The 12,137-nt window shown below is 72.9% G+C and carries 7 protein-coding genes and 3 pseudogenes; 7 read left to right on the top strand and 3 right to left on the bottom strand.

Annotated elements, in window-relative coordinates:
* Positions 1-2 precede the first annotated feature (2 nt).
* Positions 3-1,529: a class I adenylate-forming enzyme family protein gene (locus tag BM536_RS15430; protein WP_094103035.1), complete on the bottom strand. Its 1,527-nt coding sequence runs from the start codon at positions 1,527-1,529 to the stop codon at positions 3-5.
* Positions 1,530-1,685: 156 nt separating this feature from the next.
* Here BM536_RS15430 and BM536_RS15425 point away from each other — a divergent pair.
* The 4 genes and pseudogenes from BM536_RS15425 to BM536_RS15405 all read left to right on the top strand — a co-directional run.
* Positions 1,686-2,878, top strand: a pseudogene (locus tag BM536_RS15425) (amidohydrolase family protein).
* Positions 2,878-4,011, top strand: coding sequence for an acyl-CoA dehydrogenase family protein (locus BM536_RS15420; RefSeq protein WP_094103034.1), 1,134 nt, complete (start codon positions 2,878-2,880; stop codon positions 4,009-4,011). Before BM536_RS15425 ends, BM536_RS15420 begins: the two are co-directional and overlap by 1 nt.
* 1 nt (position 4,012) lies before the next feature.
* A pseudogene (locus tag BM536_RS15415) lies at positions 4,013-4,950 on the top strand (acyl-CoA dehydrogenase family protein).
* 519 nt (positions 4,951-5,469) lie between these two features.
* Positions 5,470-6,003: pseudogene (locus BM536_RS15405) on the top strand (ATP-binding protein); the annotation flags it as partial.
* A gap of 585 nt (positions 6,004-6,588) precedes the next feature.
* Here the strand turns inward: BM536_RS15405 and BM536_RS15400 are convergent.
* The gene (locus BM536_RS15400; RefSeq protein WP_073498608.1) at positions 6,589-7,515 is read right to left on the bottom strand and encodes a cyclase family protein; all 927 of its coding nucleotides are present in this window, start codon (positions 7,513-7,515) and stop codon (positions 6,589-6,591) included.
* An 86-nt stretch (positions 7,516-7,601) separates the two neighbouring features.
* Here BM536_RS15400 and BM536_RS15395 point away from each other — a divergent pair, with 86 nt between their 5' ends.
* The 3 genes from BM536_RS15395 to BM536_RS15385 all read left to right on the top strand — a co-directional run bounded on the left by BM536_RS15395 (position 7,602) and on the right by BM536_RS15385 (position 10,802).
* A complete protein-coding gene (locus BM536_RS15395) occupies positions 7,602-8,471 on the top strand; it encodes an SDR family NAD(P)-dependent oxidoreductase (protein ID WP_073498609.1) in 870 nt (289 codons plus the stop codon).
* 127 nt (positions 8,472-8,598) lie between these two features.
* Positions 8,599-9,753 carry an acyl-CoA dehydrogenase family protein gene (locus BM536_RS15390; protein WP_094103131.1) on the top strand — a complete coding sequence of 385 codons (1,155 nt, stop codon included), beginning with the start codon at positions 8,599-8,601 and terminating at the stop codon, positions 9,751-9,753.
* Positions 9,753-10,802, top strand: a complete 1,050-nt coding sequence (locus BM536_RS15385) for a Zn-dependent alcohol dehydrogenase (protein ID WP_073498614.1) — start codon at positions 9,753-9,755, stop codon at positions 10,800-10,802. Before BM536_RS15390 ends, BM536_RS15385 begins: the two co-directional genes overlap by 1 nt.
* Before the next feature lie 220 nt (positions 10,803-11,022).
* Here BM536_RS15385 and BM536_RS15380 read toward each other — a convergent pair whose 3' ends face one another.
* Positions 11,023-12,093, bottom strand: coding sequence for a GlxA family transcriptional regulator (locus tag BM536_RS15380; RefSeq protein WP_245873506.1), 1,071 nt, complete (start codon positions 12,091-12,093; stop codon positions 11,023-11,025).
* Between the last annotated feature and the right edge of the window lie 44 nt (positions 12,094-12,137).

The raw sequence follows: 12,137 nt of genomic DNA, 5'->3' as shown, positions 1-12,137 counted from the left end.
CCTCAACCCCCCGTCCCCGCATACCTCTCCCGCAACCGGTACTTCAGGACCTTCCTCAGCGTCTCGTTCCGCGGCAGGGCGTCCACCACCTCCAGTTGTTCCGGCAGTTTGTGGACCGACAGGCCCGCCGCTCTCAGGTGTGCCGTCACCGTGGCCAGGGTCAGGTTCTCGGTCTCCTGCCCGGGGCTCCGGCGTTGTTCCACCACCGCGCACACGCGCTCGCCCCGTTCCGGGTCGGGTAGGCCGATCACCGCCACGTCCTCCACCGCGGGGTGGGTGTGGAGGAGGTCTTCTATCTCCTTCGCCGAGATGTTCTCGCCCTTGCGGATGATCACGTCCTTGAGGCGGCCGGTGAGGACCAGGTGGCCGGTGTCGGTGACGTGGCCCAGGTCGCCGGTGCGCAGGAAGCCGTCCGGGTCGAAGGCCTCCGCCGTTTGGACCGGGTCGAGGTAGCCCTGGCAGACCGCCTCTCCGCGCAGGCGCACCTCGCCGTCCACGATCCGTATCTCCATGCCCTCCGGGGGGCGTCCCTCTGTCGTCGCCAGGTTGTCGGCCGTGTCGTCGGGGGAGCCCATCGTGATCATCGGGACCTCGGTCATGCCGTAGCCGTGGGTGAGCCGGACGCCCATCTCGTGGACCACCGCGTGGTACAGCTCGGGGGGTTTGGGGGCCCCGCCGCCCGCGAGGAGGCGGAGGGTCGGGATCACCGGGAGACCCGGCCGCTTGCGCTGTTCCGCGAGGAACATCGAGTAGAACGCCGTCGAGCCGCCCGCCACCGTCACGCCGTGCCGGCGGTACTCCGCGAGCGCGTCCGGCAGGGCGAAGTGCTCGAACATCACCGCCGGGAAGCCGTACAGGAGCAGCATCACCGTGTAGTCCGGGCCGGCGATGTGGGCGTACGGGAAGGCCATCGAGCCGACGTCGTCGGCCGTGAGGCGCAGGGCGTGGGCGAGGCAGGCGCCGCCCGCGATGAGGGAGCGGTCCGTGTGCAGGACGCCCTTGGGGTCGGACGTCGTGCCCGAGGTCCAGTAGATCCAGCGCACGGAGGTGCCCTCGGTGGGCGGGGCGGGGAGTACCGCCGGGTCACCCTCGGGCAGGTCGTCGTAGGCCTCGAAGACGCCCTTCGCGCCCAGCCGCCGGGCCATCTCCGTGTGGTCGTAGCCGCGCCACACGCCCGGTACGGCGAAGAACTCCGCCTTGGACTCGCGCAGCGCGAAGCCGACCTCGCGGTCCCGGTAGAAGGGGATCACGGGGGTCTGTACGGCGCCCAGGCGGGCCAGGGCGAAGGACAGGACGGCCGTCTCCGGGCGCGTGGGGAGCTGCCAGGCGACGACCGTGCCGGGGCGTACGCCCATGCCGTACAGGCCCGCCGCGGTGCGCTCGGCGCGGTCGCGCAGGGCGCCGAAGGTCAGCGCGCGGTCGCCCTGGAGGAGGACCGGGCGGTCGGGGGTGAGCGCGGCGCGGCGGGCGAGCAGGTCCCAGAGCGTGCGGGACGTGCTGAGGGCGATGGCGATGGCGGTGTCGGGCACGGCGACCCCCTGATTCAGCTGACGGTCAGTCAGATCGTGGGCAGAGCGTAGGGCCGGGTGCCTTGTCGGTCCAGGGGTGCGGGGCTAGCCTGCCCGTAGACCTGACCTGACGGACCGTCAGAAAAACGGACCGTGTCGGCCCGGCGGAGGGGACCCATGACCGAACTGCCCCGCATCATCAGCGTCGACGACCACGTCATCGAGCCCGCGCACCTCTTCGAGACCTGGCTGCCGCACAAGTACCGCGACCGCGGGCCGAAGCCGCTGACCGCCGGCATCGGTGAGCTGGCCTACGTCGGCGGCAAGTACCAGATCACGATGGATCCGGACGGCCCGCCCACCGACTGGTGGATCTACGAGGACCTCAGGTTCCCGTACAAGCGCAACATCGCCGCCGTCGGCTTCGACCGGGACGAGATGACCCTGGAGGGCATCACGCGCGCGGAGATGCGGCCCGGCTGCTGGGACCCCGCCGAGCGGCTGAAGGACATGGACCTCAACCACGTCGAGGGCAGCCTCTGCTTCCCGACCTTCCCCCGCTTCTGCGGGCAGACCTTCGCCGAGGCGCACGACAAGGAGGTCGCCCTCGCCTGCGTGCGCGCCTACAACGACTGGATGGTCGAGGAGTGGTGCGGCGACAGCGGCGGACGGCTCATCCCGCTGTGCCTGATCCCGCTGTGGGACATCGGCCTCGCGGTCGCGGAGATCCGGCGCAACGCCGCCCGCGGGGTGCGCGCGGTGACCTTCTCCGAGATCCCCACCCACCTGGGCCTGCCGTCCATCCACTCCGGCTACTGGGACCCGTTCTTCGCGGTCTGCCAGGAGACCGGGACGGTCGTCAACATGCACATCGGGTCCTCGTCCCAGATGCCGGCCGCCTCCCCCGACGCCCGCCCGCCGTCCAGGCCGCGCTCAGCTTCAACAACGCCATGGCCTCGATGATGGACTTCCTCTTCAGCGGGGTGCTGGTGAAGTTCCCGACGCTCAAGCTGGCCTACTCCGAGGGCCAGATGGGGTGGATCCCGTACGCCCTGGAACGCGCCGACGACGTCTGGGAGGAGCACCGCGCCTGGGGCGGCGTCCGCGATCTGATCCCCGAGCCGCCGTCGACGTACTACTACCGGCAGATCTTCTGCTGCTTCTTCCGCGACAAGCACGGGGTCGCCTCGCTGGACGTCGTCGGGCGCGACAACGCCACCTTCGAGACCGACTACCCGCACGTCGACTCGACCTTCCCGCACACCAGGGAGGTCGCCCTCGACCACGTCGAGGGCCTCGACGACGAGACCGTCCACAAGCTCATGCGCGGCAACGCCATCCGCATGCTCGGCCTCGACCTCGACCGCTGATGGACCTCGCGGACAGCGCCGAGGAGGCGGGCTTCCGGGCCCGGCTGCGGGAGTGGTTGGGCAAGGCGCTCCCCACCCTCCCGCCGAGGCCGTCCCCCGCCGACTGGCCGGGACGCAGGGCGTACGACCTCGGCTGGCAGCGGATGCTGTACGACGCCGGGTACGGGCACGTCCACTGGGACGCCCCGCCCGGCGTCCGGCTCGTCTTCCTGGAGGAGACGGAGAAGGCGGGCGCACCCTATGTGGGCGCCAACTTCGTCGGACTCCTGCACGCCGGGCCGACCGTCGCCGCCGAGGGGACGCAGGCGCAGCGGGCCCGCTGGCTGCCGCCGATCCTGCGCGGCGAGGAGGTCTGGTGCCAGGGCTTCAGCGAGCCCGGCGCCGGCTCCGACCTCGCGGCGCTGCGCACGCGCGCGTGGCGCGACGGCGACCACTACGTGGTCACCGGCTCCAAGATCTGGACCTCGCACGCCGAGGTCGCCGACTGGTGCGAACTGCTCGTGCGCACCGACCCGGAGGCGCCCCGGCACCACGGGATCACCTGGCTCGCCCTGCCCATGGACACGCCCGGCATCACCGTGCGGCCGCTGCGCACGCTCGCCGGGTCCACCGAGTTCGCCGAGGTGTTCCTCGACGAGGTGCGGGTGCCGGCCGACCACCGTGTCGGGGAGGAGAACGACGGCTGGCGGGTGACGATGGTGACGCTGTCCTTCGAACGCGGCACGGCGTTCGCGGGCGAGGTGGTCGCCTGCCGCCGGGTCCTCGGCGAACTCGCCCAGGAGGCCCGGCACAACGGCCGCTGGGACGATCCCGCGCTGCGCCGCCGGCTCGGCCGGCTCAACGCCGAGTTCCGCGCGCTGTGGCGGCTCGCACAGTGGAACGTGAGCGCCGCGGAGGCCTCCGGCGGAGTGCCGGGCCTTGCGGGTTCGGTCTTCAAACTGAGGTACGCGCAGGCGCGCCAGGACCTGTACGACACCGCCGCCGACGTCCTCGGCGACGCGGCCCTCGACCTCGACCGGCCCTGGGTGCTCGACCGCCTGACCTCCCTGTCGTACACCATCGCGGCCGGGACCTCGCAGATCCAGCGGAACATCGTGGGCGAACGGATCCTGGGGCTGCCGAAGGGGCGATGACGTGCGTTTCCAACTGAGCGGGGACCAGCGCGCCTTGCGGGACGGGGTGCGGGAGGTGCTCGCGCGCCGCTTCGGGCCCCGGGAACTGCGGGCCGCGGCCGACCGGCCACCCGCCCTCGACCGGGCCCTGTGGCGGGCGCTGGGCGACGCCGGGTTCTTCGCGCTGCGGCTGCCGGAGTCCGAGGGTGGAGTGGGACTCGGCCTGCCCGAGGCCGTGTTGGCGTTCGAGGAGGCGGGCCGGGTGCTGCTCCCCGGCCCGCTGATCGCCACCCACCTCGCGGCCGGACGCGTCCCGGGCGCCGCGACCGGCGAAGCGGTCGTGACGGCCGTCGACGGCGGCCGGGTGGAGTGGCTGACGGAGGCGGACGTGGTGGAGGGGGGCGGAGGAAGGGGGGTGGCCGGGTCGGGTGCGGTCGCGTTGCGGTCGGTGGATCCGCTGACGCCGCTGCACCGGCTCCCCGCGGCGCCTGCCGTGTCCGCGGGCCCGGAGGCCGTCCCCGACCCCGTCGCCGTCCTCCTCACCGCCGCCGAGCAGCTCGGTGGCGCCACGCGCGCGTGCGAGCTGGCCGTGCAACACGCGCGGACGCGCGAGCAGTTCGGCCAGCCGATCGGAGGCTTCCAGGCCGTCAAACACCTGTGCGCGGAGCTGCTGGTGCGGGTGGAGGTCGCGCGGGCCGCCGTCTACGGGGCCGCCGTGACCGCCGACCCGGCCGACATCGCGACGGCCCGGCTCCTCGCCGACGAGGCCGCCGTACGCGGTGCGCGCGACTGCCTTCAGGTGTACGGCGGGATGGGTTTCACCTGGGAGGCGGAGGTGCACCTGGTGCTGAAGCGGGCGTGGTGCGCACCCGACGTGCCGGGGGCGGCACGGAGAGTGAGGAGCTGTTGGCGCGCGAGCTGCTGTCCGGAGCGGGTCGCAGGGGCGTCGGCCTGCACTGATGGGCGTCGGCCGGGAGGTGTGTCGATGATCGTGGCATCGACCGATCACACAGCGTGAGATGTGGTTGTGGCCGATGCGTGACCCGTCACGGGCCGGAGTCGGGGAGTTGCTCCGGTACCTTCTGTGGGATGCGAGTGGCTACGAGCGCGAGCCGTGCCGGTGGTGCCTGCGGGGCAGTGCCGGATCCGACGGTGCGCGCCCCTGCTCGCAGGCCGGGCGGGCGCGGGATCATGGCCTGTTCGACTCGCCGCAACGAGCGTCGCACAGTATGCCGCACGCGTACTCCTTCGCGCTGGAATATGCCCGAAGCGCTTGTTGAGGTGACTGTATGTCAACCAAGCTGTCTCGTAAGGGAATCACGTTCCGTCACTCCGCCCCTGGCCGTTGTTCTGGTCATGCGGAAAATGGCTACGATCGTGGCCCTCGTCGTCATGGTGCTCGTGTGGCTTGCGTGGCTCACGTGGCGCGCGGCCATGTGTCCGCCGGTTCGGATGGTGTGAGCGGTGCAGGTGCTTCAAGTGCAACTGGAGATCCGGCCCGACCCCGCTGAAGTGGGTCGCGCCCGGCGGTGGGCCCGTTCGCGCATCGTCGGGTCCGGGATAGAGGCCGACGAGCCACTCGCCGAGACGCTGATCCTGCTCGTCTCCGAACTGGTCACCAACGCCGTCGTGCACACCGGCTGTCCGGCCGTGCTGCGGCTCTCCCTGCCGGGCGCCGGCGCCGGGGAGGCCACCGTCCGGCTGGAGGTGGCCGACAGCAGCGACCGGGCGCCCGTGCCCCGCTGTGTGGGCGACGATTCCACGGGCGGCCGTGGCCTCGCCCTCGTGGACGGTCTCGCGGACCGCTGGGGCTGGAGTGTCGAGGGCCCCGGCAAGCGCATCTGGTGCGAACTCGACCGCTGCGTCCGGCCCGTCGACCGTGCCGGCCCCGGAAACGCGGCGGAGTGCGGCGGCGCGGCGGAGAGGGGCGTCACCGCGGACGGTGGCGTCACGGTGGAGGGCGGAGCCGGTGCCTTCCGGCCGCCGGTCTACGAGGGGTTCGCGTACGAGGCGTGTGACGGCACACGGGCACACGGGCACGCAGTCGCACCGGCAGGCCGGTACACGGGTACGCAGTCGCACCGGCAGGCCGGTACACGGGCACGCAGTCGCACCGGCAGGCCGGTACACGGGCACGCAGCCGCACCGGCAGGCGGGCGCACCGGCACACGGGCGCACCGGCATACACGGTTCCGGACGGCGCGCGGGGCACGGTGCACGGTGTACGGGTGCAGAAAGCGCTGTCGGTCCGGCCGGGGAGGGCGGCGGTGCGCCTGGATGTGCTTCCGTGCGCGCCCATGGCAAATGGGACGTAATTCACAAATCCCCGATCGGGTGTTGACGCCAGGTGTCCGTTTGATCACGCTTATGGTCAGCGATTCGCCGCGAGGGGACGACGAGGGTTCCGGTGACGGGGACCCCCGCCGAGTGTGGGTCGTGATGCGGCGTCGGGTCCCTCAGGGCCGGGGGAGGCCGGGGCGGGTACGCCGAGTCGATGGTGGCGCGTGGTGCCGTGCTCGGGGCGGGCAGCGGCGCGCCACCATCCGGCGTCATCCATGGGGTGGTTGGCCGCCCGCGGCCCGGCGGGGGAGGGGGTCGTCAGAGCACGGCCACCGGTGCCACCGGCGTCCCGGTCCCGCCGGCGAACGGCTCGGGCATCGCGGAGAGCAGGAACGCGTAACGCTCCTCTTGTCCACAGGCTGTGGACAACTTTTCGAGATTCCAGTTCTGGCCCTGCATCATGCCCATCTCCACCAGGTGCAGCGCGTGCACCGGCAGCCACAGATCCTCGATCTCGGGCGGGAACACCTCGAACGTCAGGGTGTCGTTGGCGACCGCCGCCACATCGCGCGCGTGGAACCACTCCGGCGTGCGCACCGACAGCCCCGGTGAGGGGTGCGCGTACGCCTGCCGGTCCCCGGCTAGGTAGAGCCGTATCTGCCCGGTCCGTACGAGCACGATGTCGCCCGCCCGCACCCGCGTCCCCGCCAGTTCCTCGGCAGCCTCCAGGTCCTCCGGGGTGACCGCGTGTCCGCCGTCCAGCCGCTCGACGCCACGCGCGCGTGCCACGTCCAGGAGCACCCCGCGCGAGACGACGTGCCCGGCCTTGTCGATGCCGCTGAACTCGGCGCCGCCGTGCGCGGTGACGGTGCCGGCCGGACGTCCGTTGTAGATCCGGCCCGAGTGCGAGACGTGCGGCAGCGCGTCCCAGTGGGTGGCCGCCTGGAGGCCCATCGTCACGGCGTCGTCGCTGCACGCCACCGTGCCCGGCCCGAAGATCTCCTGGTTGATCTGCACCATCGCGTGCAGGGGGTTGACCCGCCCCGGGATCATGCCGGTCTGCACGCCGTCCTCCCGCAACGGCAGCGCGAGCGGGACGCGGCGCCCGGTGCGCACCTCGGCGGCGGCACGCCGTACGACCTCGTCGGTGACCAGGTTGAGGGTGCCGATCTCGTCGTCGGTGCCCCAGCGTCCCCAGTTGTTGACGCGCTCGGCGATGTCGTGGAACTCGACCGGCAGTGCCATTCGGTGCCTCCCCGGGGCTTGTCGCCGGGTATCCGACGGGACATAAAATCTAACGGTCCGTCAGAAACTGCGGGAAGGGGCCGGGCGTGGGGAACTTCTTGACCGGCAAGGCCGTCGCCGTCACCGGCGCCGGACGAGGGATCGGCCGGGCGGTGGCGCTCGCCGCGGCGGCCGAGGGAGCGGGCGTCGTCGTCAACGACTACGGCGTCTCGGTGGACGGCGGCTCGCCCTCCAGCGAGATAGCCGAGGCCGTCGTCAAGGAGATCGAGGCCGCCGGCGGCCGGGCCGTCGCCGTCGCCGACGACATCTCGACCATGGCCGGCGGCCAACGGGTCGTCGACTCCGCCCTGTCGGCCTTCGGACGGCTCGACGGGGTCGTGTGCGTGGCCGGGATCCTGCGCGAGCGGATGCTGTTCAACATGACCGAGGACGAGTGGGACCCGGTCATCGCCACCCACCTCAAAGGCACCTTCACGGTGTTCCGGGCCGCGTCGGCGGTGCTGCGCGCCCAGCGCTCCGGCACCCTCATCGGCTTCACCAGCGGCAGCCACCAGGGGTCGTACTCCCAGGCCAACTACAGCGCGGCCAAGGGCGGGATCATCTCGCTCGTGCGCAGCGCCGCGCTCGGAATGCACAAGTACGGCGTGACCGCCAACGCGGTGGCACCCGTCGCCCGTACGCGGATGTCGGCCGGGGTGCCGATGGAGCTGGCGGAGATCGGGGAGCCGGAGGACGTGGCCGCGCTGGTCGTCTACCTGCTGTCCGAGCGGGCTCGGGAGGCGGGGGTGACCGGACAGGTGTACACGGTGGCGGGGCCGAAGATCGCGGTGTGGGCGCAGCCACGGGAACTGAGGTCGGCTTTCGCGGAGGGCGGCGCGTGGACGCCGGAGCGGATCGCCGAGGTGCTGCCGGGGTCGGTGGGGGTGGATCCGATGCCGTTGCTGCCGCCGGGGTGAGAGGGCACGGTCGTCGCCCGGGCGCGGTGGGCGAGGGCTGGGCGTGGCCCCACGGCGGAGCCGCACAGCGACGCGGCCCCGCGCCCCTGGACCAGACAGATGTCCCTTCCCTGATGGAGGAGTGGCCGTGGAGTTCGGGTTCTCTGCTCTCGACGAGGCCTTTCGGGGCGAAGCCCGGGACTGGCTGGGTCTGCATGTCCCGCACGCCGGCGAACGTCGTGCCTGGGAGCGGGCTCTCGGCGCGGACGGGTGGATCGGGATCGGCTGGGGGGAGGGCGGATACGGCAACCGGGTGGCGACTCTCACCCAGCAGGTGGTCTGGGCCGAGGAGTACGTGCGGTCGGGGGCGCCGGCGCGGTCCGGGCACATCGGGGAGAAGTTGCTGGCGCCGACGCTGCTCACGCATGGCACGGCGGAGCAGAAGGAGCGGTTCCTGCCGCCGATCGCCGCCGGGGCCGAGTTGTGGTGCCAGGGGTACAGCGAGCCCGGTGCCGGGTCGGACCTCGCGGGTGTGCGGACGCGCGCGGAGCGGGTGGCGGACGGGTCGTACCGCCTCACCGGGCAGAAGATCTGGACCTCCCTCGCCCACGAGGCCGACTGGTGTTTCGTGCTGGCGCGGACCGATCCGGGGTCGGTGCGGCACCACGGGCTGAGCTTTCTGCTCGTGCCGATGGACCAGCCGGGGCGGATCGAGGTGCGGCCGATCCGGCAGCTGACCGGGACGAGCGACTTCAACGAGGTCTTCTTCGACGGGGCACGCGCGCGTGCCGGGCATCTCGTCGGCGCCGAGGGGGACGGCTGGCGGGTCGCCATGAGCCTCCTCGGCTTCGAGCGCGGCGTCTCCACGCTCGCCCAGCAGATCGGTTTCGCAGAGGAGTTGGGGCGCGTGGTCCGCACGGCCGTGGAGACCGGCGCCGCCGACGACCCCGTCGTACGCGACGGGCTGGTGCGGCTGTGGGCGGAGCTGCGGACCATGCGGTGGAACGCGCTGCGGACGCTGGGGGGTTCGGCCGGGCCCGGCGCGCCCAGTGTGGCCAAGCTGCTGTGGGCGGGCTGGCACCAGCGGCTCGGGGAGCTGGCGGTGCGGGTGCGGGGCGCGGAAGCGGGCGTGGGGCCGGCGCACTGGTCGCCCTCCGCGCCGTACGAACTGGACGACACGCAGCACCTGTTCCTGTTCTCGCGGGCCGACACGATCTACGGCGGCTCGGACCAGGTCCAGCGCACGATCATCGCCGAGCGGGTGCTCGGTCTGCCCAGACAGCCCAAGGGATGGGGGACGTGATGCGGGGCGTGGTGTTCGACGGGAAGCGGGCCGAGGTCGTCGACGATCTGGAGGTACGGGAGCCGGGGCCGGGGGAGGTGCTCGTGGCCGTGTCGGCGGCCGGGCTGTGCCACAGCGACCTGTCGGTGATCGACGGGACGATTCCCTTCCCGGCGCCGGTGGTGCTGGGGCACGAGGGCGCGGGCGTGGTGGAGGCGGTGGGCGCGGGGGTCACGCATGTGGTGGCCGGGGACCATGTCGCGCTGTCCACGCTCGCCAACTGCGGGACCTGCCCGGAGTGCGACCGGGGGCGGCCGACGATGTGCCGGCGGGCCATCGGGCGGCCCGGCCGGCCGTTCTCGCGGGGCGGTCGGCCGGTGTACCAGTTCGCGTCCAACTCGGCGTTCGCGGAACGCACGGTCGTCAAGGCCGTCCAGGCCGTGCGCATCCCGAAGGACATCCCGCTGCCGTCCGCCGCGCTGATCGGCTGCGGGGTGCTGACCGGCGTGGGGGCGGTGCTCAACCGCGCGCGCGTGGACCGTGGGGACAGCGTCGTCGTCATCGGCACGGGCGGGATCGGGCTCAACGTGCTCCAGGGCGCGCGGATCGCGGGCGCGCTGCGGATCGTGGCCGTCGACGCGAACCCGGCGAAGGAGGCCGTGGCGCGGCGGTTCGGGGCCACCGACTTCCTGACCTCCACCGAGGGCGTGCGGGAGGTGCTGCCGACGGGCGCGGACCATGTCTTCGAGTGCGTCGGACGGGTGGAGCTGATCCGGCAGGCCGTCGACCTGCTCGACCGGCATGGCCAGGCGGTGCTCCTCGGGGTGCCGCCCGCGACCGCCGAGGCCTCCTTCCGCGTCTCCTCCCTGTTCCTGGACAAGTCGATCCTGGGCTGCCGCTACGGGGCCGCCCGGCCGCAGAGGGACGTCGCCCTGTACGCCGAGCTGTACCGCACGGGCCGCCTCCTCCTCGACGAACTCGTCACCCGGACCTACCCGGTGGAGGACTTCGCGAAGGCGACGGCGGACGCGGAGGCGGGGCGGGTGGCGCGGGGGGTGCTCACGTTCTAGACCGCCGCGACCCGTCGCCGCGCGAGGCCCGCCCGGCGCACGCCCCGGCCGCCGGGTACACGGTCAGGTGCGCTGCCGCCGGCGCGGGTCGCCCGGCGACCGGCCGCCTGGCGTGTGCGCCGCCCTCGTGGTCGCGCCGTCCACGGCGGCCCCGGCCGGGGTGGGGGCCCTCGTGCTCCTGTGCGTCGGCCGGTGGGGCGAGGCGCGGCACGCCGCCCGTTCAGCGCGGGGCGCCGACACCGCCGTAACTCTCGTCCCGGCTCTCGACGACTCCCGTCGTCCGGGTCGTTCCCGCACCCTCGGTGACTCTGGTGCGGAAGGTGCGGCGATAGGCCGTCGGGGTGACCCCGAGCGCCGTCTGCAGGTGCTGGCGCATCGACTGGGCGGTGCCGAAGCCGGCGTTCCCGGCGACCTGGTCGACGGAGAGGTCGGTGGACTCCAGGAGGTGCCGGGCGCGCTCGACGCGCTGCTGGGTGAGCCACTGGCCGGGGCTGACACCCACCTCCTCGCGGAAGCGGCGCGTGAACGTCCGTACCGACATGGCCTCCTGGGCGGCCATGTCCCGCAACTGGATCGGCTCGTGGAGGCGGCCGAGCGCCCACGCGCGCGCGGCGGTCGTGCCGGACAGCTGCGGATCGGGCACGGGCCGCTCGATGTACTGCGCCTGCCCGCCGTCGCGGTGCGGCGGTACGACCGTACGGCGGGCGACCTCGTTGGCGACGGCCGTGCCGTGGTCGCGGCGCACCATGTGCAGGCACAGGTCGATGCCCGCGGCGACGCCCGCCGAGGTCAGGACGTCGCCGTCGTCGATGAAGAGGACGTCGGGGTCGACCCTGACGCTGGGGAACAGGCGCTGGAGACGGGCGGCGTCGGCCCAGTGCGTGGTCGCGGGGCGGCCGTCGAGGACTCCGGCGGCGGCCAGGACGTACACGCCCGTGCAGATGGAGGCGAGGCGGGTGCCGGGGCGGATGCGGGCGAGGGCGGCGGCCAACTCGTCGGTGAGGACGCCCTCCTCGAAGACCGGACCGAGTTCGTACGACGCCGGGACGATCACCGTGTCGGCGGTGGCCAGGGCTTCCGGGCCGTGCGCGACCTGGATGGCGAAGTCGGCGTCCGTCTCGACCGGGCCCGGTGGCCGGACCGAGCAGGTGACGACCTCGTACAGGTGCCGGCCCCCGGAGTCCTTCGGACGGCCGAAGATGCGGTGCGGGATGCCCAGCTCGAAAGGGAGCAGGCCGTCGAGGGCGAGCACGACGACGCGGTGCGGGCGGAAGCCTGCGGTAGGGCTCATGGCCCGATCCTAACGAACATCGTCCTTCGGGCCACTCGCTCGGG

This window comes from Streptomyces phaeoluteigriseus (assembly GCF_001896135.2).
GTDB classification, from domain to species: domain Bacteria; phylum Actinomycetota; class Actinomycetes; order Streptomycetales; family Streptomycetaceae; genus Streptomyces; species Streptomyces phaeoluteigriseus.
This window is presented reverse-complemented; position numbering and strand designations above follow the sequence as displayed.

Coding starts and splice junctions, on each gene's coding strand:
- BM536_RS15420 (WP_094103034.1), top strand. CDS start 2,878: ATGGACCTCGCGGACAGCGCCGAGGAGGCGGGCTTCCGGGCCCGGCTG.
- BM536_RS15400 (WP_073498608.1), bottom strand. CDS start 7,515: ATGGCACTGCCGGTCGAGTTCCACGACATCGCCGAGCGCGTCAACAAC.
- BM536_RS15380 (WP_245873506.1), bottom strand. CDS start 12,093: ATGAGCCCTACCGCAGGCTTCCGCCCGCACCGCGTCGTCGTGCTCGCC.
- BM536_RS15385 (WP_073498614.1), top strand. CDS start 9,753: ATGCGGGGCGTGGTGTTCGACGGGAAGCGGGCCGAGGTCGTCGACGAT.